This window comes from Undibacterium umbellatum (assembly GCF_014284125.1).
Classification (GTDB): Bacteria; Pseudomonadota; Gammaproteobacteria; order Burkholderiales; family Burkholderiaceae_D; genus Undibacterium; species Undibacterium umbellatum.
Genome location: NZ_JACOFX010000002.1, coordinates 269,892 through 293,515 on the forward strand (window position 1 = coordinate 269,892; position 23,624 = coordinate 293,515).

A 23,624-nucleotide genomic window follows, 5' to 3' on the forward strand; every position below is an offset into this window, starting at 1 on the left:
CCGGTGGTAGACCGGCAGCTACACACCTTTTTGCTTCGCCAAAAAGTTGTGCCAAAAAGGCGACCCAGGCGTCGCTGCCCCTGCGGGGTTCCCTTTGCTGCATGACAAAAAATGGGAAAGTCCGAAAACTCGCTACGCTCAAACATCGGACTTTCTATTTCCATTTTCTGTCATGCAGCAAAGGCATCGACACATGGGAACTGCGAACTTCAAAAGCAACCGCAACACCAGGATCAACCGCAACACCAGCGCGACCTTGATTTATATTTCTTTGATACTGGTGAAGAGTCTATATAAAATGAATTTGTTCGCAGTATCCAAAGCCCGCAAAAATAAATGCCGCGCAAGGCGGCATTGAAAGTGGGGGACTTGTTACGTTAAAGCGTGAACGGTTGGGACGAGCCGCCTTTATTTTATTGTGTGCTGCGTGTCAGTTTTCTGTTTATCCTTCTTTTTGATGAAAGGGGGCAAACCAGCATACCGCAAATGAGGGGATGGTGGCCAGCATGACGAAGATGAAATAATTTGTATACCCCAGCAATTGCTGCAGGTGGCCACTGATGACGCCGGTAACCATCATGCACAGACCCATAAGACCGGTTCCAAAGGCGTAGTGTGTTGTCGTGTATTTGCCGGGCGCGAGTTGCTGCATCAGGTAAATCATGAAGCCGACTGAGCCGAAGCCAAAGAAGAATTTTTCGATAGCAACACCAGCGGTGATCAGCCACAGGCTTTCAGGCTGGAAGATGCTCATCACCAAAAAGCTGGCATTCGGGATGTTCACTGCACAGCAGAGTATGAACAAGGTGGGCTGCAAACCACGCTTGGCGACAAACCAGCCACCGAGCAAGGAACCAAGCAGGACTGCGATCAGGCCGTATGTACCATAGGTCAGACCCAGCATTTCATTGGATAGACCCAGGCCACCTTTGCTGATGGGATCGACCATGAAGAAGGGGCCGATTTTTTCAAGGAAACCTATGCTGAGACGGAACAGAAAGGCAAAAGCGATCATCAGCCAGACATCAGGTTTCTGGAAGAAAGTAGTAAAAGAATCGCGCAAGATGAATAAGGCATCATTCACATTCGCAGGAGTGTTTTCCGCTTTCGCGCCATCAGGCATGGTGCGTAAATGCCAGGCCGTCATGAGGGCGATGATACCTGCCACGATCAGGAAAATCACGCGCCAGGCATCCATCCAGTCGGCACCGAACACCTTGGGGTCATGATGAAAGACGTCGGTATGCAATTTGCCACTCAAATAGACCAGGCCACCAGCCGCAACAATGGGACCTATATTCCAGCTAAGACTCTGGATGCCACAATACAGCGACTGTGTCTTGCTATCGAGCGAGGTGACATACACGCCATCAGCAGCGATATCCATCGTTGCACCAAGGAATGAAATAACGCAGAACAGACTCATCAGTATCAGCATGTAGTTCGGCAAGGACATGACCAGGGCGACACCGACAAAACCGACGGCAATGATCAACTGCGTGCAAATGACAAAGAATTTCTTGGTCTTGTACATTTCCACAAAAGAAGCGAACAAGGGTTTGATGGTGTAAGCGAGGATAAGGTAACTCGCATATTCAGCGGCCTTGCCGTTATCCATGCCCATGTTCTTGAACATGATGGCGCTGACGTTGGTCAGCATCATATAAGCCAATGCCATCGTAAAGTAAGTCGTCGGCACCCAGAACAGAGGGGATTTCCTGGCCGGGTTTGCTGATGGGTTGGCGATTTCTGTTTCGGTAATCATGGGCTGCACGCTTCTTTTCAAGTGGGCGGCACGCCTGCATGTCTTCATTATTGCATCGCCCCAATTGTTGCGTTGCATAGCTTATGACGCTTATTTGCAGGTCTGCTTATTCCAGCTCATCTTTGTAGATATGCTGACCAAGTTTTTCTCGCAAAAGAGCTGCGCAGGCTGTCTCGTTAATTGGTTTATTTGAGTTTTAATTCGAATCAGTACTCATTGTTATGAAAACCTTTTCAAGCGCAGAATAGCATGAAAATAAAAAAGCGGAACACTTCATTAACAAAAAAATTTATGGGCATGTGGAGGATTTACGCAATGCTAGAGCATTTGAAGCCGGGAAAACAGCCGTGCTTGCTGGGAGAATTCTCCAGGAGTAAAGCTTTAGATGTTGAGTCGAAATCATGTTGAAAACGAGGCAAAGTCAGGGCCTGGCTTGAACTAGATGATGCAATTGAATGAAACTCATTTCAGAATGAACTGTGAAGCAATATTGAAAATAACATTTGTGAGAAGCTTTGATTTTTCACGAAAGTCCAGAATCTCCCATTGCAAAAAGAAGTAAATTGAAAGTCGAAGACGTTGACAGCTTAAATGTGCGGTGATAAATTCCGGGATGTGAAAACGTTTTCAAAAATAGGGTAAAAAAACGCTTGATGTGATTTTTCCAGTGATCAGGCCCAAATTTGGATTTGGCGACTGACAAATGACCTGGTAGCGAATTTTCGCCCAAGATTGAAAACGATTTCATTGTGCACGCGTATTTCATTGAATATGCTCAGCTGAGCGTTGTACTGGATGTCGTAAAAGGAGTGATAGCCAGCCTTTGACAATGAAGCGTCGCGATATATAAGAAACATGAATGTTTACAGCGAACCTATCCACACTAGACCATGACAAATCCATCAGCGATGCCCGTGTTTCCACCTGCCTTTACCTGGGGCGTTGCCACCAGTGCTTATCAGATAGAAGGGGCGGCAGATGTCGATGGCCGCGGGCCATCGATCTGGGATACCTTTACCCATACCCCTGGCACCATCATTGATGGCAGCACTGGTGACGTTGCTTGCGATCATTACCATCGCTATGCAGAGGACGTGGGCATTATTGCTGGTCTGGGACTGAAGGCATACCGTTTTTCAGTATCCTGGTCACGTGTGCAGCCTCTGGGTTATGGTGACTGGAATGAGCAAGGCTTTGAGTTTTATTCCAGTTTGCTGGATAAACTAGAGGAGCACGGCATAGCTGCCCATCTGACTTTATACCACTGGGATTTGCCTCAGGGCTTGCAGGATCTGGGTGGCTGGTTGAATCGCGAGACCTGTTTGCGCTTTGCCGAATATGCAGCAGAAGTAGCGCGTCGCTTTGGTTATCGCCTGGCCAGTATCGCCACCCATAATGAACCATGGTGCACCGCCAATCTTGGTTATGGTAATGCCCAGTTTGCGCCGGGTGTGGCTGACACTGCTCTGGCGATACAGGTGTCGCATCATCTTCTGCTCTCGCACGGTATGGCCCTGCAAGCCATGCGAGCGATCAATTGCCCGGCTAAACTGGGCATAGTTCTGAATCAATGGCCCGCCATGCCAGCGACTGAGTCGCAGGCAGATATAGCCCAGGCCGAGTGGGAATATGCGCGTTCAGTGCAATGGTTCATGGACCCACTATTTATAGGCACTTATCCGCAAAAAGCGCTGGACCGCATGGATCTGAGCAAATTTCATGTGCATGCAGAAGATATGGATGTGATTCGCCAGCCTCTGGATTTTCTCGGTGTGAATTACTATTTCCGTGCTTTCGTCAGTACCGATAATCCACCCAGGCAGCCAGAAGCTTTGTTGGGTTTTAGCGATATGGGATGGGAAATTTATCCTGCAGGCATGACTGATTTGTTATTGAAGCTGCACGCCGAATATCCCTCATTACCACCAATTTACATTACTGAAAATGGGATGGCTGTTGCCGACATTCTGGAAGATGGCAAAGTCCATGATGAGCATCGTATCCAGTATTTGCAACTGCACTTGCAAGCGATGCATGATGCAATAGCCGGGGGCGTCGATGTGCAAGGCTATTTTTACTGGAGCCTGCTGGATAATTTTGAATGGAACTCAGGCTATGCCAAACGCTTTGGCCTGGTTTATCTGGATTATGCGACGCAACAACGTACCTTGAAAGACAGCGCTCACTGGTACAGGGATTTTGTCAGGGCGCAGTTACTCAGAGAGTGACTATCAAAGCCGTCATACCAAAGTCTGGGCCTGTAAAGAGAGCATAGCCAAAATTGCATAATCCTGCTAACTTTTAGCCTTTGAACAGAAATGGCTGAATGAGCATGGATGAAGAGTTTGACGAGCTGACTTGTGCGCAGCATGGCAAGGTATATACAACTTATGTATGTGAGCATTTGATCTCAGATCCTGTACAGAAATGGCATTCGGATTATCCAGATGCTGAGAATCACTGGCCCGATGCCTGGTGTGAGGCTTGCAACGCACATTATCAGGCCGAGGGGGAATGGAATGAGCACAATGAAGACCTGGTGCCTATCAACTTGCTCTGCCATGTCTGTTATGAAGAGTTGCGTTCAGCCAGCCTTGCACGCTTAACAGGTGCCGACTACGATGCCTGGGATAATTTTGTTGATGCCTGCTTTAAGGAATTGCAAGATAAGTCAGGGTTGCTGAATCAGGAATTCTCCCTGGGTTCTCATCAACGCTATGACTGGGACCAGGAAACGGGTGAGCTGGTATTTTCCAATGATGGCGTACCAGCTGTGATTGCCAAGATAGATTTCATCGGTTCCTATTCATCGAAGACAAATACCTGGCTTTGGAGCTGGGCCAATTTTCATTTACTGGAAGGTATGCGAGTACGTGTAGCTGCGGTACGTGATTATGGGGAGTCGCACGACTATCCCTGGCTGACTACATCGAAATGGGAGGCAGAAGAAGGTGATGCCTGGGATATGGCTGCAGTTGCTGCTCATGTGCTACAGGCCAAAGGTGTTTATCGCAGCCCACGCGAGGGTGGTGCCGGCTTTTTACTGATACGCGAAATTTCAAGAGCTTAGGAACTGGCTTGCTTTTCGCTGAGGCGCATTGCTGGCTGCGCCTCAGCGAATTGCATTCTATTTGTAGATGCCACAACCTATCAAGACATCGCCTACACGTTCAATATAGGTCGATTTGGGTTCCATCATCTTGGTGCCAGGGTTAGGCCATTTATAGTCTACCCAGCCGTTCCCGGCCTTGCTGTTGGCAACATCCAGGAAACTTTTCACAATGGGTATGCCATCGGCGTCTTTTAATTCAAGTAAATTTTTACCTATCATCTTGGTATTCGCACCATGGGCGCGGTTAATGCCGTCGCCATTGGTGTTGTAGACAAACACGTATAAATCTTTGACGACAAATTGGCCGGTGGGATTATTAAATTCTGCATAGGCTTTGTCCTTGCCATTTTCTTTCAAGTAGGCGGCGGCTCTTTTCACCAATGCAATCGCTTCATCGGCGCTGCCTTTGTCTGCGGCGAAAGAGACTTGACTCAGGGCCAACATGGAAACTCCGGCAACTGCAAGCATGGATTTGATAAATATTCTTCGCATCTCGATCTCCTGTTATTAAAAAGTACATGGCAAGGGAAGTCTTTTGGTGCTTGACCAGAATTCATTCTAATGTTGAATTTACATAATGCAATGTTTGTAATTTGCATATATGTTAAACAATGCTAAAACGCTGTTTTCAAACTGACAAACAAAAAAGCCCGGACCATTCGCATGGTCAGGGCTCGTTACAGATTTATGTGATGCGGTCAGATTCTAGAAATCAACCCCAACATTGACGCCAAAAGTACGTGGTGGCAAATACTGGGCTTGCCAGGGACCATTGGCATTCATGGCGCTGGTTTTGACTTTGTTATCACCAACATTGCGGACAAAGAAGTCTGCATACCAGGCAGTTTTTCCGGCAGATTGATAGCGCATACCAAGATCTGCGCGGGCATAGGCTTCCTGCTTGTCCCCATCTCCGTAATTGAAGACACTTAACCATGTGTCTGTCTCATAATGCAGGCTGATACGCGGAGTCAAGCTGCCTTGATTCAGATGGAAGGTATGCTGATACAAGACCTGAGCCGAGAACTTGGGTGTATGAGGCATGGTATTGCCGGATACATCCAGGCAATTGCTGATACCAGGGACTTTGCAAGCTGGGAGTGCATAGTCGTTCGAGCCGCCGATCAGGTTGCCCAGCGTTGCCTTGGCGATGGAAACTGTCAGTTGCAGTTTGTCATCCTTGCTGAGTTTTGCTGCCAGTTCGGATTCAAAACCATAAATCGTTGCGCCATCTGCATTCGAGGTTTGCAGGCCACGGGTGCCGTCTGGCGCAGTGACTGGTGCGCTGAACTGGAAGTCCTTGAACTTGCCGTAGTACAGGGCGTTATTCCACCTGACAGCGCCGCCCATCAAAGTGCTCTTGGAACCGAGCTCAAAGTTGGTCAGGGTTTCTGGGCCGTAGGTTTTACCGCCATCTTGCAAGCCGCCAGATTTGTAGCCAGTGGAGATGCTCCCGTAGACCATATTGTCTTTGTCGATGTCATGCGAGATGCGTAACAAGCCTGTCACCTTGTTGCCACTATAGCTGCCATCATTGAAAGAATACGGCGCGAAGTTGGAATTGGCAGAGGCTGGATTGACGTTCGGTGTAATAGCCGCCTGGCTCAGCTCAGGCTTGCCAGAGAATCCGTAGCCGCGACCATCGACATTCGTGCGTTTGTCCTGGGTGTAACGCAGGCCGCCAGTGATATGCGTATCATTGCTGACATTCCAGGTTGCCTGACCAAACGCTGCTGCTGTTTCCACTGTTTCTTTAGGCTGGATGAAAGAACCTTGCCAGCCTACCGTGCCCTGGTATGTACCGTTCAGAATAGGGATGTCGAAACGGATATCATTGGTTTCAGAACCATAGTACAACCCGAGTTGCCAATCCACGTCACGCGTGCTTGTGGATTGCAGTTCTACTTCATGACTGAAGTTTTTATAGTTGGAAGAAACAGTATTATTTGCCTGCATGCTGCCACCAGAGGTAAAGCTGGTAGGTACATTGGCACCACCATCCTGGTCAAAGCGGGAAGAGCCACTGAACTTGGAATAGCCACCGATGTAAGTCAGTTGCATGTTCTTGTCGATGGCATATTCTATGCGGCCACGGATGGCATCGCTATTGCGCTCAGTGAAGGGTGCTGTGTCTATCAAGGCTGACCAGTGGCTTTGTCCAGCGCGAGGTGCTTGCAGCAGGTTCATTGATGGCGTGCCTCGGTCTATGAATTTCTCATAAGACAGATCGATCTTGGTGGCGGCGTTTGGTTTCCATAACATGCTGATACGGGCAGCGGTCTGGTCTTGCGCACCATATTTGGGGCCGTCCTGCACAAATAGGGCATAGTTGATAGGCTGGAAGGGGACTACTGTGCCGCCGTTCTTGAGGTAAGTGGCAAACGCAGCTTTCTGGCTATCGATGGACAGCATGCTCGGCGCCTGATAATCGACATAGCCATCATGTTTCTCATGCGCATAGGCAAAGCGTAGCGCCATTTCATTGCTGACCGGGATGTTGAATGCGCCACGGGTACCAAAGCGCTTGTAGCTGCCCAGGCCACCTTCTACCGAGCCAGAACTATCACCGATTTTTGGCTTGGCGGTTTGCATGTTGACTGCACCAACTGTGGCATTACGCCCCCACAAAGTACCTTGTGGCCCGCGCAATACTTCTATGCCCTCCAGATCAAACAGCAGAGATGTTGCGCCTTCAGGGCGGGGTGCGTAGATGCCGTCGATGAACAGCGCAACCTCGGGATCGGCATACTCAGTTTTCGCGCTGTCGTTACCGATACCACGCATGGTCATGGTGATGACGCCGTGATCACCCTGGCCGGTAGCCTGGAATCCAGGCACCAGATTGACCACGTCCTGTATGTTTTGTACATGGGCGTCTTCCAGTGCTGCGGCATTGATAGAGGTGATTGCTATCGGGGTTTTTTGCAATGAAGTGGCTCGCTTCGTGCCGGTGACGATAACTTCAGAAATGGTCGTGCTTTCGCTATTTGCCTTGGTTTGGCTGGCGGTGCTTGGTGCTGGAGTTGGCGCTTGTGTTTGTGCGTGGGCAGCACCCATGCTGGTGATCAGGGTAATGATCGCCAGTTGTATGGGGGTGATCGCGACTTTACCAGTCGCAAGATTGCGGATTTTCATATGTCTCCTGTTACAGGTTGGATTGGTTTTTTTGCTCTGATTAAACCATGACGTTTTTATGAAAACGTTTTCTTATATGTGTTTCATTGATTTTTCTTGAAACCGATTTCATAATACATAAATTCTGATTTCCATGTCAAACATAAAATGATAACGTTTTCAGAATGTTGTAATATAAATGAAACTACAACAAAAAAGTGTCAAAGCGGTGACGCCCAGATTTGCCGGCAGCTTGAAATTTTTGCTGACAAATCAAGTCGCTTCGGTAGGGAGTGTAGGGATGAATTTTGCGCTATCAGACCAGTGAGGATGCGGCAGGTAGTCATTCCCAGGACACATCCTGAATGCCACACTATGTATGCCTTGACTGTAGTGAAACCAGAGGAGCTTGCTCAAATGAAAGCTGTAAAAAGTGTTTTGATCGTAGGTGGGGGAACAGCTGGCTGGCTCACGGCATGTTTCATGGCCAGGCATTTGTCATCCTCCAAATCGGGGGAGGGCATACAGATACGCCTGGTAGAGTCAAAAGACATAGGCATTATCGGAGTTGGTGAGGGCAGTTTTCCCTCCATACGCGGTACTCTGGCAGCGATAGGCATAGATGAGGCGCGTTTCATCAAAGAATGCCATGCTACGTTCAAGCAGGGAATACGCTTTGATCACTGGGTTCGGCCAGCAGGTAGTTCAGGAACGGATCATTACTTTCATCCCTTCAGTCATCCCAGTCAGCGTGGGCCAGAGTTATTGCCCTACTGGCTGAAGGGGCTGGCTGCGCGCAATGGTCAGCAGCCAGCCTTTGCAGAGGCTGTGACCATGCAAAAATGCATAGCAGATGCTTCGCGTGGCCCCAAAAGATTTGCCGATAAGGACTTTTTGGGACCAATGAATTATGCCTATCATTTTGACGCTGGTCGCCTGGCAGCATTGTTGTCAGAGCATGGGCAATCACTTGGTGTACAGCGGATACTGGGAACGGTAGAGCATGTAGAAATAGACGGACAAGGTGCGATTTCCGCTGTGCATACACAAGATGGCCAAGTGCTGGCAGCAGACTTATTCATAGACTGCACTGGTTTTAGTGCACAACTGATAGGCAAAACGCTGGGATCTACATTCAAATCCTTGAATGATGTTCTGTTTGTTGACCGCGCCCTGGCCTTGCAAGTGCCTTATGCAAAGCCTGATACACCAATCCCTTCTTATACCATTTCCAGTGCGCAGGAAGCGGGCTGGATCTGGAACATCGGCTTGCAGCAAAGACGGGGGATAGGTTATGTGTTTTCCAGTCGTCATACGGACGAAAAGAGGGCGGAACAAGTCTTGCGTCAATACATAGGTCCGGCTGCTGACGGAATGACTCCCAGGTTGTTGAAGCTCAACGTAGGTTACCGTGAAACTCAATGGGTCAAAAACTGTGTGGCCATAGGGCTATCAGGTGGTTTCATTGAGCCGCTGGAATCATCCGGCATAGGCCTGATAGAAACAGCGGCGTATTTGCTGACCTACCTGTTTCCTTTTAACGGTGAGTTTGATGCGGTGGCAACCCAATTCAATCAACATATGAAAGCGCGGTATGAGCGCATTGTTGATTTTGTCAAAATGCACTTCAGCCTGAGCCAAAGAACTGATTCCGCATTCTGGCGTGACAACAGGGATGCAGCCTCTATACCTGAGAGCCTGCAAGAAAAGCTGAGGATGTGGAGCTGCCGCCCGCCACATCGCATGGACTTTATTGCCGACCTAGAAATGTATCCGCCATCAAGCTGGCAATTCGTTTTGTATGGAATGGAGTTTCAGACCGATATGGCGAACAATAAATTTCTGTATTCGCAAGAGCGGGAGGCTGTTCAGGAATTTCAGATGATTGCCCAGATGGCCCAGCGCGCGCTGGCTGATTTGCCTGACCATAGAAAACTGGTGGAACACCTGTGCAAGGCGGCGTCTCCAATACCCTCTGCGCTGGCAAGACGGGCTTGATCGCCATTCCATACTATGACTCTCTGGCAGACAGTGGAAAACCAAAGCGCACATACAAAAATCCATGATATGCTCATTGTGAAAAGCTTTTCACTAAATTGTGAATACTGAGTATTAATAATTACCCAGCTTGGGAAGGCATTGTGTGGTTGACAGAACGAAAAGAAAAAACGAGCCAGTCACTTTATTAGATGTTGCGCGTGAAGCAGGGGTGTCACCCAGCACGGTATCGCGCATACTGAATGGCACGGCCAAGGTCTCGGATGACAAACGCAAGGCAGTGGAAACCGCCATTGCAGAAATGAAGTTTGAGCCTAATCAGTTGGCGCAAGGCCTGAAAAGTGGCCGCTCCATGACGATAGGCATCGTGGTGCAGGATATCGCCAGCCCCTTCTTTGATGAAACCCTGCATGGCGTGGACGATGGCCTGAAAGGGACCGGTTATGCTTCGGTCATCGTCAGTGGGCACTGGAATGCTGAAGAAGAGGCGGCGCGCATCAAGCTGTTGCTGGCGCGCAAAGTGGATGGCATTATCCTCTTGTCGGGTCGTATCGCTGACAAGAAAGTGCTGGAATTTGCTCTTGATAAACCTATAGTCGCTACAGGCCGCAGCTTGCATAGCAAGACGGCAGTTGGCTTTAAACTTGATAATGTCCACGGTGCTTACCTGGCAACCCGGCATTTGATAGAACTGGGTCACAGGCGCATCGCCTTTGTCACCGGGCCAGCAAATAATGCTGATGCTGCTGAACGGCAAGAGGGTTATCAAAAAGCATTGCACGAAGCCAATATCCCATTTGAGAAAAGCTTGGTAGCTGAAGGAAATTTCCATGAAGCCAGTGGCTTGCTGGCAATTAACCGCTTGCTGGAAACCCAGCAACAATTCAGCGCGGTGTTTGCCGCCAACGATCTTTCTGCCTATGGGGTCAGGCTGGGCCTGTACCGCAAGGGTATACGCGTGCCCGAAGATATCTCCCTGATAGGTTTCGATGACTTGCCCAGCTCTTTATATACAACGCCACCCCTTACTACTATCCACCAGCCCCTGTATGACATGGGTCTGCTTGCGACCAAGACCTTGCTGGGCCTGATAGCGGGTAACGAAGTCGATACGACTTTGCCTGGTCTGGAACTGATTGCCAGGGAAACTACCAGACGGATGCGTTAAGGAAGTTGTGCTGGGCATGTCTTTGCGCCTGTAACACATGTAAAAGATATGCCTGCATGTCTGCTCATCTGTAAATAATGTACAGCCATGCAGGCACAATTAGACCGCCATCAAAGCAATCAAAAATCAACCATGAATCCCGCACCTATTGATTTTTGCGAATGATTATAGTCAATCAGGCTCTGGCCATATCCCGAGAATATTTGGAAATAAGCCTTTAAATTGGTAGTAATAGGCATCGCGAGGCTGGCCTGCAATGCACCATGGCCGGTATTGAAATTGCGGCGTGCAGTCAGGGAAAATTCGCGGCCGCCTTTTTCGCGATATGTGGCATGTATGTCGCCATGCCCCATGTAATCAATGATATCGATATTGTCGTTATCTGACCTGGCGTTATCTAGACGACGCCAGACTCTTGTGCCGAATGAAAAATTGCCGTGTTCAACACCCAGCTCAGCATAGATGCGGTTCCAGCTGCGTGATAAGGTCGAGGTCTGACCATTAGACTGATGTACCAGGCCAAAATTAAGGTATCGGATATTGAGATCACCTATGCCTTTATTGATCGGGATCATTGCCATGACTTCTGGCTGGTAATTGGTCTCGCGGAAAGGGCTGGATGCACTGCGGTTATATGCCTGCCAAAAACTTTGCTGGGTGTAGGCCACCCACACATCAACAGGCGAGCTACCCACTTCTTCAGCCAGTTTCATTTTCATGCTCAGTTGATAAGTCAATTCCACATGCTTGGATTTGACGCCGGCAGGCGTGAATTTCTTGAACGGCTCGTCGTTCGAAGCATTGCTATAATTTGCCAACAGCAGATAATTATCATGATGAGGCCGAAACACGAATTTGCCGCGCTTGGATGCTGCATCGAGTTCCCAGCGTTGCACCATGCGCGACATTTCGGGTGCGGTTTCTGTCGGCTGTTCAGGCGCCACGGTCTCTTGGAGAGCTTCTGCCTTGGCAATTGGCTTTTCAGCCTCCACTGGGGTAGGGGCCTTGGCTAAAGCATCAAAGCAACTGAGACGGACACTTGCATCGCCCAGCACGGAACAACGCAGCATCTGTTGTTCTATGTCGCTAGCCTGGGCCTGGCCAAATAACGCAGGCGAAAGTATGAAAAGAGGTAATATTATTTTTTTGAGGTGGGCGGGCATAAGTACTTTAACTGTCAAGATGCGGGTCGGTAGCGCATCGCGTGGTTAAGCTAACCAGTCGATGTGTTTGGTTTTTTTGTTGGCAAGGATAAGCGGGCTTCATTAAGTCGTATGTTCGGTAGCGAACATAAGGCATCTCTGATTAAGTTCAATTTCTTAAAATTAGTTCTCTGAAAATCAATAACGTGCGAATAGCGAACCGGACTTAATAAGAGGTTCCTTAATCAGGGATTCCCTAAATTCAAAACAAAATTTTTCATTAGCGGGCAGTTTGGTTATAATCCGGTCTATGCGAATTTTCCACAGACTCCGGCAACTGACCATATGGCTGGCATGCTTTGCCATGCTGTTCAATGGCATTGCTCCGTCTATGGCAAATGCCATGACTCCGTCAAAGGTCAAAGCAGGTTTTATCGAAATTTGCAGTGCCGAAGGTAATAAACTATTCGAAATTGCGACGGGCAAGTTCATCAAGGCGGATCCTGACTCTGAGAATCAGAAATCCAAAAGTGCAAAAGTACATTGTGCAAATTGCCTGCCGCAAGCTGATCATCACTTCCTGCCTCCATCGAGCCCCCAGGATGTCGCCAGCACGAAATTGAGCGAAGCATTCCCTTCACTCTTCTACCAATCCCCGCAAACACTTTTCTCCTGGGCGAGTGCGCAGCCGCGCGCGCCACCTGCACTTTCCTGATCTTCGCTTGGCTCTCCAGTCACGCTGCGCTGTGGTGCAGGTGAGCTCTATGGCGTTCGGGAAAAAATCACAAAACCAGTTTGCCACTCACCGTTGCATTCAATTGCAAGGCGATTTGCCGCTTGCTTTTCGCCTCGGTGAAATACAAAGGCGGTAAGCAAATTGTATTTTGCATTGCCAGTGTGTCGCATTGCGGCGCTTGACCTCGATTAAATCTTAGTACGCTTCATTCAAACCATCATTCCATTCTGAGTGAGGAAAAAATGCAAGTAGAAAAAAGCAAGTTGGTTACAACTTTTGCAATTGTTCGTAGTTTCAACGTGGCAGCGATTTGCGCGCTGGCAATCTGGAACGCCTACGCCTTTTATTTGAACCAGGCTATGCAACAAACTCCAGGCTTGCGGCCGGTCGAGTTGCAACTTGTATCGGTGGCTGCGACTGACACGAGCCAAAGTTATCAACCAGAACAGAAATAGCAAGGCCGTATCTACCTCACTCCAGATGTCTTGAGAATGTCTCATGCAATTTGACCAAGAAAACAAGTACGCCTACGGCGTGAAAAGAAAATGAAGAAAATCAATCAACAGTCCCCATTGCGGCTCGCTTTTTTGCTAGCAATGACAATGCAAGTGATCAGCTTCTCAAACCCTGCTTTAGCCTCATGCGGCGCCAGTTTTTGCCTGGTCAATACCGACTGGGCAGTTCAGGGAGCATGGCTGGATCACGGTAATCGCTTTGATTTGCGCTATGAGCAAGTCAGGCAGGATCATTTGATGAGTGGCTCACGAAAACTTGCTGCCAACGAAGTCGATCAAAGAAACCGCGAAATAGAAACCATTAGTCGCCGCTGGCTACTCAATGTAGATCATGGCATCAATGAAAATTGGGGGATTTCAGCTTCCGTTCCGTTTATTGATCGCCGTCATTTGCACACAGAATCAGGTGCGCCAGTTACCTGGAATTTTCGCCAGATTGGTGACGCCAAAATATCCGCCCGCTACCAGACAGCCTTGCAAGACGCTGCTACTGGCGGGGCGTCTGTCTTCGGATCGAATATTGGCTTGAAACTGGCCACAGGAAAAACTGATATTGCAAATAATACCGGCACCAAAGCGGAGCGCAGTTTACAACCAGGGTCAGGAACGACAGATCTTGTCGCGAGTGCCTATTACCGCCGTGTGCTGCCTGATTTGACCAGCAGTTGGTTCATCCAGGCGAATGTGGAAGCGCCACTGAGTGAAAAAGATGGCTACAAGCCAGGCAAGAAATTTGGTGTTGATGTGGGTGTACGCACAGAATGGAATAGCAATTTTTCACCTATGCTGCAACTCAATTTCCAGAGCCGGGAGCGAGACTCCGGGCTCAATGCCGAACCCGAAAATTCGGGTGGTGACAGCCTTTCCATCAGCCCTGGCCTGGGCTACAAATTGGCCGGACAGGTTAACGTTTATGGATTTTTGCAAATTCCTCTGCGTCAACGAGTAAATGGTGAACAACTCAGCCCCAAGTGGGCTGCAACCATTGGCATTCAATCTAAATTCTAAGGACTACATATGAAAACTATACAGCAGACAGCTATTCCCTTTTCCATCATCGCCTCCGCACTGGTACTCACAGCTTGTGGCGGTTCTGGAAGTTCCAATACAGCGAGCGCGCCTGTTTATCCGGCAACCATGCCGGTGAGTATCAGTTTCGAATTGCTTGCTAACGGGACTGCTGTTAAATGTGGCACACCCATCAGCGGTATGGGTAGCAAAGCTACCACGGCGGATTTGAAGGATGCCCGTTTCTACGTCTCCAACGTCAATCTGATCGACACCAATGACAAACTGGTTCCGGTGAATTTGTCAGCTAACGACTGGCAAAATGATCAAGTCAGTTTGATCAGCTTTATAGACGGCACAGGTGCTGCCTGCGGTGGTACTGCACTACCCACAAATACCACATTGACTGGTACTGTGCCTGGCGCTGCATACAAAGGCATCTCTTATGAAATTGGCGTACCAGAAGCGCTCAATCACACTGACTATGCCACTGCCGCAAAACCCATGAATGTTGCGGCCATGGCCTGGAGCTGGACTTCTGGTCGCAAGTTTCTGAAGTTGGAATTGAATCCGCAAGGTGGTGTCAACGTAGTCCGTACCAACACGACGACCAATCCGCCAACCACCACGACCAGCAATGCCGCGACCTGGAATGTTCATCTCGGTTCTGGCGGCTGTACAACTAATGCAACGACAGGCGCCTATAGCTGCACAAATGCCAATCGCATGCAGGTCAAGCTTGCTAATTTTAATTACAGTACGCAAAAAATATCGTTGGATTTGAATGCCTTGTTTGCAGGGAGTGACCTGACTAGCGATACAGCAGGCGCTGCGGGCTGCATGTCTGGTACGACTGACACTGAATGCAAGGCCATATTTGAGGGGCTCAAGATTGACCTTCCATCTGGCAAACCAGCAACGGCTGGCGTACAGTCGATCTTTGTTGCTCGCAATAAGTGATGTACTTGCTTAGCCGATATGGTGCCACTTGCGCAACAATCTTTGCCGCCAGCTTGCTGGTGGCGGCTTGTGGTGCTGGTGGTAGCGGCGGAGGCGGCCCCTCCGCAACACATAATCATGGTACAGCCACGACACCTGCCCTGAACGGTTTTCCTGCGCCCGTCGTATCTGCCAGTAACTCATCGACCGAAGAAAAGATTGCATTGGGAAGGCATTTGTTTTATGAGCCACGTCTTTCTGGCAACGGTACGCAGTCTTGTGCAACCTGTCATCATCAAGACAAGGCATTTACTGACGGGCGTGCACTGGCCATAGGATCAACGGGTGAAACGCATCCAAGAAATGCGCAGGGTTTAGCCAACGTCGTGTATCACGCCACACTCACCTGGGCTAACCCGGCACTGACAGAACTGGAAAGGCAAATGGAAGTGCCGATGTTTGGCGAGAACCCTGTCGAAATGGGGATCAATGACAAAAACCGGGCAGAGGTGCTGAATCGCTTCAAGCAGGATGCAACTTATGCCAATTTGTTCAAGGCCGCATTTCCAAAAGATAGCGACCCTGTCAGCTATGCCAATATTATTGCAGCCATCTCCACTTTTGAGCGGACTTTGATTTCCAGTGATTCGAAATATGACCAATTCCTGCGTAAGGAAGCGAGTCTGAACGAATCTGAGCTGCGCGGCATGAATCTTTTCATGGGTGAGAAAGCCGAATGTTTTCATTGTCATGGCAGTTTCAATTTCAATGATCAAACCCGTTTTCAAGGGCTGGCCCAGGTCGATACGCCTTTCCACAATACTGGTTTATACAACATCGACGGTAAAGGTGGCTTCCCGTTCCCTAACCGTGGCTTGTTTGAATTTACTTCAAGGCCAGCAGACATGGGCGCTTTCCGCGCGCCAAGCTTGCGTAATGTTGCTGTGACTGGCCCTTACATGCATGACGGTTCCATCATGAGCTTAAAGGAAGTGCTGGACTTCTACGCCGCAGGTGGCCGCCAGATTACCAGTGGTATCTACGCCGGGGACGGCAGAACGAACCCCTATAAAAGCGACTTGATCACGCGCATTAGTCTGACAGAACAGGAAAAAATTGATCTGATCAATTTTCTGGGGACTTTGACGGATGAGAAGTTCCTGAAAAATCCCAAGTTTTCTAATCCACATTAATCAAGTATGGACTCGCTATGAACACTACATCATGCCGGAAGAAAATTGTCGCTTGCGCACTGACGCTATTTGTTTTGACGTCTGGCCAGGTCAGGGCCGCTGTAGAGAGCGGGGCTGAACAAAAAGCTATCCAGATGCTGATTTCCCATCAGTTCGACCAGCCTGGCAACAAGGTCGACACTGCACCAATCGCCGTTGTCAACGATGTCGCCATTGCCGACTGGATACAGGCAGACAGAGGTGGACGTGCCTTGCTACGCCGCTTCAAAGGAAAGTGGGAAATCATTGTGTGCGGTGGCGATGGTCTCAAAGATATCAATGCGCTTAAAGATGCTGGCATACCAGAGAGCACAGCAAAGGCACTGGTCAGTCAATTGAACAAAGCTGAGCAAGGCGTCAGTCCGGACAAGATCAAGAAGTTTGGCTTGTTTGGCAGCAATGTCAACCTGCAAAGTAGCTCCCACAGTGGTAAGCATTAATAAACAAGTGATGAATTTTGGCGCTTACCGACTTTTTTTACTATCTACCAGATCAACATGATGAAATTCAAACACCACACACTGGCAACTGCCATCCTGATAGCATTTAGCGGCAACGCGCAGTCCCAAATTGCCAACGTCCCAGCCGTAGTGATTACTGCCAGACCAGTGATAGAAGAAGTGAGGCTTGATGCCTATTCGAGTACCGCAGCTTTCGTCACCGAAGAACAATTACGCGATCAGAATGCAGTTGATCTTGCGTCGGCATTACGACGTACGCCCGGCGTACAAATTTCCCGATACAACCCGGTTGGTGCCTTTGGTGGCGATCAGGGCGGTGCGGTATTTATACGGGGCATGGGCGTCAGTCGTCCTGGTAGTGAAATCAAGACCTACATAGACGGCATTCCCTTTTATATGGGTGTGTGGAATCATCCTTTGCTGGACTTGCTACCTGTGAACGGCATGCAATCCATCAGCGTTTACAAGAGCCCTCAACCACAAGTCAACGGCAACAACTTTGCATCAGTCAACTTGCAAACCAAACGCGCCACCGACAATGGTATTCATGGCAATGCACGTTTGTCGGTCGGTTCATTTGGCACTGTCATAGAACAGGCAGATTTGACCGGGCGTCAGGGTAGTCTTGAATATAGCCTGGCACAAGGCTACGCCAAATCGAATGGTCACAGGAACAATGCCGATGGAGAGCTCAAGAACTTGATGGGGTGGGTTAATGTTCAAATTGACCAGAACTGGACAGCCAATGCCAGTTTCATTTTAGTGGACAACAAAGCCCGTGATCCGGGCGACAACCGCAGTGCACTTCCAGTCAAGGCACCAGAATACAATACCAAAGCCAGTATGATCACAGCAGGCGTGACGCATCAGCACGGTGACTGGCGCGGTGAGTTCCGTGTATATCGTGATAGTGGCGAAGGTAACTGGTTATCGCAGGCGGGTTTGGACGGTGACACGCTGACCAATTTTTTCATGAGTGGCTTGCGTTGGAAAGAACAGTTTTCGGCATGGACTGGCGGCACGGTAATAGCAGGGATTGATCACGACCGTATCGGCGGTGATTTGCAATTTAATCGCCTTGCTCCCGCTCCCAAGGCCAGCTATGTTGCACCCACATTTAAAATTACTTCGCCTTACATAGCCTTTAATCAGGAATTCAAGCTTAGCAACGAATGGAGTTTGCTGCCATCGGCTGGTGTGCGCTATTACCAGCATAGTGAATTTGCTTCCAAATCGTCCCCCCATGCTGGCTTGTCATTGATATCTGACAAAGTCACTTTCTTTGCAAATTTATCACGAGGCATTAATTATCCAGGTCTGGAAACGACGGTTCTCTCATCCTTGATTGCGCCGCTGGGTTTTAGTTGGAAAAAATTGTCAGCAGAAGAATTGGATCATGTTGAGGTCGGTATGAAATTTTCACCTGGCAAAGATACGCAAATCGACATCAGCCTGTTTAGCGACAAAGTCAAAAACCGCTACATCTTTGGCTTCCCGCCGGATGTGCCACCGCCACCGCAATTTATCAATCTAGGTTCCTACACCAATAAGGGAGCGGAAGTCGCCGTGCGTCAAGCGATGTCTTCACAATGGAGCATCTTTGCTGGGCTAAGCTTCATCGATTCCAGCATCGACAATCTGCCTTACACACCAAAACAGGCATTGACTCTTGGCTTGAATGGTCAGCTTGATGCTTTCCGCATCGCTCTTGATGCCCAATATCAATCTGAAGTGTGGGCATTGAACCGGGCGCGTACGGCTGGCGCATTGAATACAGAGAAAGTTAGCGGTTTTAGCGTTGTGAATGCCCGCGTAGCCTACCCACTGCCATTTCTTGGGAAAAAAGGAGAGGTATTTGTTGCGGTCGAAAATCTGTTGAATCGTAGCTATGCCTACCGTCCAGGCTACCCCATGCCTGGAAGAAATGGCCAACTCGGCATTTCCGCCAGTTTTTAGATGAGATACGCGTATTTTGTAGTGCTTACACGAACAAGACAGTTAGTTTACTTTATCAGAAACAGAATGACATCAAAATCTCAATTTTCACTCGTGCTTAAACCGATTGCCACGCTGCTTGCCAGCATGTTTTCAGTAGCAGCTTTCGCGCAAGGGGTCGCCACAGAACAGCATTTGCAAACGGTGTCTATCGATGGCGTGCGTCAACCACTGGCAGCGAATTTACCATCTACTACTGCGAGTCTGACAGCGGCAGAGTTACGTCAGCAGCAAAATATCTTTAACCCTGAAGATGTATTACGCAATATGCCCAATACCACGATACGTAAACGGTATAGCGGTGATCGCAATGCACTCATCGGTGGTCGCAGTTTTGGTACCACCCAGGCACCACGTGGACTGGTGCTGATGGATGGCTACCTGATTTCCAATTTCCTGGGGCGATTTGATGCGCCACGCTGGAATATGATTGCGCCGGAAGAAATTGAACGGGTAGATCTTTTATACGGCCCTTACTCAGCCATTTTTCCCGGCAATTCCATAGGCACGACGGTTATTGTCAGCACCAGAAAGCCAAAACAGTTTGAGGGGGCTGCGCGCCTGGCGGTGCAGTCTGAAAAATTTGATGCCTACGGCTTGAGTGAAACCTATACCAATACCCAGGCATCTGCACAAATTGCGGACAAACTAACGAATGGCCTCTGGTATCGGCTTATGCTCAATCGCCAGGATTCTACCGGTCACCCCATGCAGTATTACACGGTGAATGCGAATAATGCCGGCGTATTCTCGGCACCAACTGGAAGCAAACCTATAATTAATGTGACGGGTGTTGAATATGATGTCGCCCCCACCGGACAAAGGCGAGCGGTATTTGGTGCCAACGCTGGTGCTATCGATCACACCGTGCAAACGACGGGCAAGCTTGCTTTCGGCTATGATTTTTCTCCAAACCTGAGCGCGGAAGGCATGCTGGCCTGGTGGAAGAATGATAGTGACAACCGTAACAATAGCTTCTTGCGCGATGCCAATGGGCAAACCATTTGGTCAGGTCGCGTCAGCAATAACGGCAATGTGTTTGATATACCTGCATCTGCCTTTGCTCCTTTTCATCGCCAGGAAAGCCATGTGCAGGCAGGCTTGACTGTCAAGACACGTAATCGCTCAGGCTGGAATATGTCTATGGTGGCGAGCCAATATCGCATCATTGAAGACCTGCAGCGCACTGCAAATAATCCCGAACCAGTTGCCGCAAATGGTGGTGCGGGATCATCTACCTTGCGTGACGGTACCGGATTCAGAACGCTGGAATTGCAATCTACTTATAGTCCGACACAAGGTGACTGGACAGGTGGTGCGCATTACCTGACTTTTGGCCTGCATGCCAATGACTATCACCTCGCACAAAGCACGCAAACGCTAAGCGCAGACTGGCGCCGTGGTAGTGGCGATGAAAGCCAGTTCGTTGGTGGTGACACACGACTGTTTGCTGTCTATGCTCAAGACGCCTGGCGTTTCGCTCAGGACTGGAAAGCCACAATAGGCACTCGATGGGAATCGTGGAAAGCTTACAATGGTAGTCAGCGATTTATTCCCGGTGCTTCAAAAGCATATCCTGAACGCAGCGTCACTGCCATGTCACCCAAACTGGCAATAACTTGGGAAGCGGCAGATGATATCACTGCACGACTTTCTGCTGGCAGAGGCACACGCTTTGCTACGGTTGCTGAGTTGTTTCAGGGCGCGCAATCCGGTAGCAGTATCGTCTTGAATGATCCGAATTTGCGACCAGAAAAATCCGACGCCATTGAGCTGATGCTGGAAAAGCGCTACCGCAATGCCAGCCTGCGTGTCTCCTTGTTTCAGGACAGCATACGCGATACCATCTGGAGTCAGACCAATACGGCAGTTTTCCCCAGCATCACCAATGTGCAGAATGTAGGGCTGGTGCGGACGCGTGGCATTGAACTGGCTGGCGACATTGATAATCTGCTCGTCGACGGCCTGAACCTGGATGGCAGCCTGGCCTTGAATGATTCCAAGATCATTGAGAACAACAATTTTATTGCTTCGGTAGGTAAGACCTGGGTACGCATACCCCGCATCCGTGGGTCAGTCACACTGAGTTACGCACCAGGCAATAGTTGGAGTGTGGCTGGTAGTTATCGTTACGCTGGCCGTCAGTATAATGACATGCTGAACCTGGATATCAAGCCGGATACCTATGGTGGATTGTCGCGCGTCAGGCAGCTTGATTTGCGAGTCTTGTTCAAACCTGTTAAAGGGCTGGAGCTGGCGGCAGGGATAGATAATGTCATGGATTACCGAGCTTTTCAGTCTCACCCATTGCCAGGGCGAAACTTGTTTGCTGAAGTGCGCTATCAATACTAAATACCATTGCCAATATCTACCAATGGTGGGACATCTGATCCTGCCATTATCTTAAAAAACTGGAGTGAGAAGATGAGTGATAGTGACATTCAGCACAGCAATTCAAGTGCCTTGTTGCACAGGGTCTTTTGGCGTTTGCATTTCTGGTCTGGCTTGCTGACAGCACCTATCCTGCTTTTTGCCGCACTGACAGGCATACTGTATATTTTTACACCGCAGATCGAAGCCTGGAAACATGCAGAGCTCGACAAGGTGGCGCAAATTTTGCCAGCATTGTCGCTTGATCAGCAAGTCGAGGCGGCAGCAAACTCTTTCCCTGAAAAGCGGATCAAGTCCATCGTGCCAGCTTATGCCGAAGGTGATACGACGCAGGTGATTTTTGGTGGAAAAAAACCAGTCAGCACTGATGCTGGCAAGACTACTGGACATGAAGAGCATCAGGGGCATCCAATGCCTCAAGCTGTCAAAGTACAAAGCAATGATCATGACGCCAGCGCTGAAAACCTGATTGTCTATGTGGATCCAGGTACGGCGAAAGTGCAGGGCAGCATTGCTGAATCTGGGCGTTTTCGCAACTGGGCACGCAAACTGCATTCCAATATGCTGCAAAATGATGGTTGGCGCTGGATTATCGAACTGGGTGCCAGCTGGATGTTGATGATGATGATCACTGGAATCTATTTATGGTGGCCACGTGGCAAGGCTAGCTGGCGTAGTGTCTTGCGCTATACCGGCAGCAATAGCCGCGCCAACTGGCGTTACCTGCACAGTATTTTGAGTATCGTTCTGGGTGTGTTCACGCTGACTATTTTGCTGACAGGTTTGACCTGGTCAAAATATGCAGGCGAGAATTTCCGGGCTGTGCAAAGTGCCACTGCACAGAATACGCCAAGAGCACCGAAAGACTTGAAGTCGAATAATTCAGTTGATGGCAAAGCTGCCTTGAGCATGGAGTCGGTATATCAGCAAGCAAGAAAACAAGCGCCTGACATACAAATGCAAATGACACCACCCGCATCTGACAGTGGGGTATGGCGTATCGATAATCATGACCGCAGCCAGCCTGATAAACGCTTTCAACTGGTAATGGATATCTATAGTGGTAAAACCCTGTTCCAGTCTGGCTGGCAGCAAATGCCGGTATTGTCACGCGCTACTGCGATAGGTATTCCGTTTCATCGCGGCGAATTTGGCTGGTGGAACCAGACGCTGCTCGTCCTGGTAGGATTGAGTGTTATTTTTTCTGTGGTGTCAGGCTATGTCATGTGGCTGCAACGACGCAAAACCGGATCATTGTCAGCGCCAAAACTGGAGCGCAAACATGTCCGTGAAATTCCCTGGTGGATGGGTTTGCTCATGCTGGCGTTGGGCATAGCCCTGCCAGTGTTGGGGTTTAGCCTATTGCTCTTGTTGCTGTTAGAAGCCACTTTTTGGTATGGGAAAAGAACACCTGTCTAAGACAGGGATGGCTACAGCTTGTTGCTCTGGCCTTAAATGCAGCAGGGCTGCGGGCGATAGTTACGACTTTGCTTGCAATACATGCACTTTTGCATGTCCCAGATTGTGATAGATCTTGCGCTTGCGTACGATGGGCCACCAGTCGTACAGGAATATTTGCATGGGCCGCCACATTGCTACCCAACCGCCGATGAGCAGACTTTCCTTGAGCATTCTGAGAAAGGTATTGCTCGCATATGCAGCGAGAAGATCCGCACCAAACAAGCACAAGGCCAGAAAGCCGATTCCTATCAGCAGGCTGGTGCGCCCCTCAAGCAATAGCAGCCGTAAACTGCGTTTTGCCAGCATGGATTTATAGTGGAAGTAATTGCGAATGGCCTCCGAGACCAAAGGGGAAGGATCGACCGGGGGAAGTTTGTCGATATGAACAATGATGGAAAAGTGACTTTCCTGTGAGAATTCGAGTGCCCAGTTTTCCAGGAAATCAACAGCATCCCTGTCAAGATCGCGATGATGGAATGGCGTTGGATCCATAGAGTTGAACAACGCAGACAGTTCGCTGATTCTTAACTCGATTTGATGGACAGTGGGAGCTGCTTTCTTCATTCATATCCTGTTATTGTGCAAGA

18 protein-coding genes are annotated in these 23,624 nt (G+C 49.2%); 13 read left to right on the forward strand and 5 right to left on the reverse strand.

The window, feature by feature from the left end:
• Window positions 1-442 precede the first annotated feature (442 nt).
• Complete coding sequence (locus H8L47_RS05705; RefSeq protein WP_186952256.1) at window positions 443-1,765, reverse strand: MFS transporter; 1,323 nt, start codon at window positions 1,763-1,765, stop codon at window positions 443-445.
• 890 nt (window positions 1,766-2,655) lie between these two features.
• Here H8L47_RS05705 and H8L47_RS05710 point away from each other — a divergent pair.
• Together H8L47_RS05710 and H8L47_RS29665 are read left to right on the forward strand one after the other, a co-directional pair.
• Window positions 2,656-3,993, forward strand: a complete 1,338-nt coding sequence (locus H8L47_RS05710) for a GH1 family beta-glucosidase (protein WP_186952257.1) — start codon at window positions 2,656-2,658, stop codon at window positions 3,991-3,993.
• Between the two features lie 98 nt (window positions 3,994-4,091).
• A complete protein-coding gene (locus H8L47_RS29665; RefSeq protein WP_230413606.1) occupies window positions 4,092-4,835 on the forward strand; it encodes a DUF6882 domain-containing protein in 744 nt (247 codons plus the stop codon).
• Window positions 4,836-4,892: 57 nt separating this feature from the next.
• On the opposite strand, the gene H8L47_RS05720 is transcribed toward H8L47_RS29665, so the two are convergent.
• Entirely contained in the window at window positions 4,893-5,369 is a 477-nt protein-coding gene (locus tag H8L47_RS05720; protein WP_186952258.1) for a cache domain-containing protein, read from the reverse strand.
• A 213-nt stretch (window positions 5,370-5,582) separates the two neighbouring features.
• Window positions 5,583-8,012 carry a TonB-dependent receptor gene (locus H8L47_RS05725; RefSeq protein WP_186952259.1) on the reverse strand — a complete coding sequence of 810 codons (2,430 nt, stop codon included), beginning with the start codon at window positions 8,010-8,012 and terminating at the stop codon, window positions 5,583-5,585.
• A gap of 396 nt (window positions 8,013-8,408) precedes the next feature.
• On the opposite strand from H8L47_RS05725, the gene H8L47_RS05730 reads away from it, so the two are divergent.
• Window positions 8,409-9,989: a tryptophan halogenase family protein gene (locus tag H8L47_RS05730; protein WP_186952260.1), complete on the forward strand. Its 1,581-nt coding sequence runs from the start codon at window positions 8,409-8,411 to the stop codon at window positions 9,987-9,989.
• 145 nt (window positions 9,990-10,134) lie between these two features.
• Window positions 10,135-11,157 carry a LacI family DNA-binding transcriptional regulator gene (locus H8L47_RS05735; protein WP_186952261.1) on the forward strand — a complete coding sequence of 341 codons (1,023 nt, stop codon included), beginning with the start codon at window positions 10,135-10,137 and terminating at the stop codon, window positions 11,155-11,157.
• Window positions 11,158-11,276: 119 nt separating this feature from the next.
• Here H8L47_RS05735 and H8L47_RS05740 read toward each other — a convergent pair whose 3' ends face one another.
• Window positions 11,277-12,227, reverse strand: a complete 951-nt coding sequence (locus H8L47_RS05740) for a phospholipase A (protein ID WP_230413607.1) — start codon at window positions 12,225-12,227, stop codon at window positions 11,277-11,279.
• A 382-nt stretch (window positions 12,228-12,609) separates the two neighbouring features.
• Here H8L47_RS05740 and H8L47_RS05745 point away from each other — a divergent pair, with 382 nt between their 5' ends.
• From H8L47_RS05745 to H8L47_RS05785, 9 genes are all read left to right on the forward strand, one after another.
• The gene (locus H8L47_RS05745; protein ID WP_268978038.1) at window positions 12,610-13,014 is read left to right on the forward strand and encodes a DUF2946 domain-containing protein; all 405 of its coding nucleotides are present in this window, start codon (window positions 12,610-12,612) and stop codon (window positions 13,012-13,014) included.
• Window positions 13,015-13,277: 263 nt separating this feature from the next.
• Window positions 13,278-13,490, forward strand: a complete 213-nt coding sequence (locus H8L47_RS05750) for a hypothetical protein (RefSeq protein WP_186952263.1) — start codon at window positions 13,278-13,280, stop codon at window positions 13,488-13,490.
• Between the two features lie 141 nt (window positions 13,491-13,631).
• A complete protein-coding gene (locus H8L47_RS05755; protein ID WP_222616424.1) occupies window positions 13,632-14,558 on the forward strand; it encodes a porin family protein in 927 nt (308 codons plus the stop codon).
• A 9-nt stretch (window positions 14,559-14,567) separates the two neighbouring features.
• Complete coding sequence (locus tag H8L47_RS05760; protein ID WP_186952265.1) at window positions 14,568-15,518, forward strand: MbnP family copper-binding protein; 951 nt, start codon at window positions 14,568-14,570, stop codon at window positions 15,516-15,518.
• Window positions 15,518-16,690, forward strand: coding sequence for a methanobactin export MATE transporter MbnM (locus H8L47_RS05765; protein WP_186952266.1), 1,173 nt, complete (start codon window positions 15,518-15,520; stop codon window positions 16,688-16,690). The genes H8L47_RS05760 and H8L47_RS05765 overlap by 1 nt, the downstream gene beginning before the upstream one ends.
• Before the next feature lie 17 nt (window positions 16,691-16,707).
• Complete coding sequence (locus H8L47_RS05770; RefSeq protein ID WP_186952267.1) at window positions 16,708-17,169, forward strand: copper uptake system-associated protein; 462 nt, start codon at window positions 16,708-16,710, stop codon at window positions 17,167-17,169.
• A 57-nt stretch (window positions 17,170-17,226) separates the two neighbouring features.
• The gene (locus H8L47_RS05775) at window positions 17,227-19,146 is read left to right on the forward strand and encodes a TonB-dependent receptor (RefSeq protein ID WP_230413608.1); all 1,920 of its coding nucleotides are present in this window, start codon (window positions 17,227-17,229) and stop codon (window positions 19,144-19,146) included.
• Between the two features lie 66 nt (window positions 19,147-19,212).
• Complete coding sequence (locus H8L47_RS05780; RefSeq protein ID WP_186952268.1) at window positions 19,213-21,537, forward strand: TonB-dependent receptor; 2,325 nt, start codon at window positions 19,213-19,215, stop codon at window positions 21,535-21,537.
• 72 nt (window positions 21,538-21,609) lie between these two features.
• Window positions 21,610-22,995, forward strand: coding sequence for a PepSY-associated TM helix domain-containing protein (locus H8L47_RS05785; protein WP_186952269.1), 1,386 nt, complete (start codon window positions 21,610-21,612; stop codon window positions 22,993-22,995).
• 60 nt (window positions 22,996-23,055) lie between these two features.
• Here H8L47_RS05785 and H8L47_RS05790 read toward each other — a convergent pair whose 3' ends face one another.
• Window positions 23,056-23,601, reverse strand: coding sequence for a hypothetical protein (locus tag H8L47_RS05790; protein ID WP_186952270.1), 546 nt, complete (start codon window positions 23,599-23,601; stop codon window positions 23,056-23,058).
• Window positions 23,602-23,624: the final 23 nt, after the last annotated feature.

What these genes read in the sequence shown, in the direction of transcription:
- H8L47_RS05705 (WP_186952256.1), bottom strand. Translation starts at nt 1,765, where the DNA reads ATGATTACCGAAACAGAAATCGCCAACCCATCAGCAAACCCGGCCAGG.
- H8L47_RS05710 (WP_186952257.1), top strand. Translation starts at nt 2,656, where the DNA reads ATGACAAATCCATCAGCGATGCCCGTGTTTCCACCTGCCTTTACCTGG.
- H8L47_RS29665 (WP_230413606.1), top strand. Translation starts at nt 4,092, where the DNA reads ATGAGCATGGATGAAGAGTTTGACGAGCTGACTTGTGCGCAGCATGGC.
- H8L47_RS05720 (WP_186952258.1), bottom strand. Translation starts at nt 5,369, where the DNA reads ATGCGAAGAATATTTATCAAATCCATGCTTGCAGTTGCCGGAGTTTCC.
- H8L47_RS05725 (WP_186952259.1), bottom strand. Translation starts at nt 8,012, where the DNA reads ATGAAAATCCGCAATCTTGCGACTGGTAAAGTCGCGATCACCCCCATA.
- H8L47_RS05730 (WP_186952260.1), top strand. Translation starts at nt 8,409, where the DNA reads ATGAAAGCTGTAAAAAGTGTTTTGATCGTAGGTGGGGGAACAGCTGGC.
- H8L47_RS05740 (WP_230413607.1), bottom strand. Translation starts at nt 12,227, where the DNA reads ATGCTGCGTTGTTCCGTGCTGGGCGATGCAAGTGTCCGTCTCAGTTGC.
- H8L47_RS05745 (WP_268978038.1), top strand. Translation starts at nt 12,610, where the DNA reads ATGCGAATTTTCCACAGACTCCGGCAACTGACCATATGGCTGGCATGC.
- H8L47_RS05750 (WP_186952263.1), top strand. Translation starts at nt 13,278, where the DNA reads ATGCAAGTAGAAAAAAGCAAGTTGGTTACAACTTTTGCAATTGTTCGT.
- H8L47_RS05755 (WP_222616424.1), top strand. Translation starts at nt 13,632, where the DNA reads ATGACAATGCAAGTGATCAGCTTCTCAAACCCTGCTTTAGCCTCATGC.
- H8L47_RS05760 (WP_186952265.1), top strand. Translation starts at nt 14,568, where the DNA reads ATGAAAACTATACAGCAGACAGCTATTCCCTTTTCCATCATCGCCTCC.
- H8L47_RS05765 (WP_186952266.1), top strand. Translation starts at nt 15,518, where the DNA reads ATGTACTTGCTTAGCCGATATGGTGCCACTTGCGCAACAATCTTTGCC.
- H8L47_RS05770 (WP_186952267.1), top strand. Translation starts at nt 16,708, where the DNA reads ATGAACACTACATCATGCCGGAAGAAAATTGTCGCTTGCGCACTGACG.
- H8L47_RS05775 (WP_230413608.1), top strand. Translation starts at nt 17,227, where the DNA reads ATGATGAAATTCAAACACCACACACTGGCAACTGCCATCCTGATAGCA.
- H8L47_RS05780 (WP_186952268.1), top strand. Translation starts at nt 19,213, where the DNA reads ATGACATCAAAATCTCAATTTTCACTCGTGCTTAAACCGATTGCCACG.
- H8L47_RS05785 (WP_186952269.1), top strand. Translation starts at nt 21,610, where the DNA reads ATGAGTGATAGTGACATTCAGCACAGCAATTCAAGTGCCTTGTTGCAC.
- H8L47_RS05790 (WP_186952270.1), bottom strand. Translation starts at nt 23,601, where the DNA reads ATGAAGAAAGCAGCTCCCACTGTCCATCAAATCGAGTTAAGAATCAGC.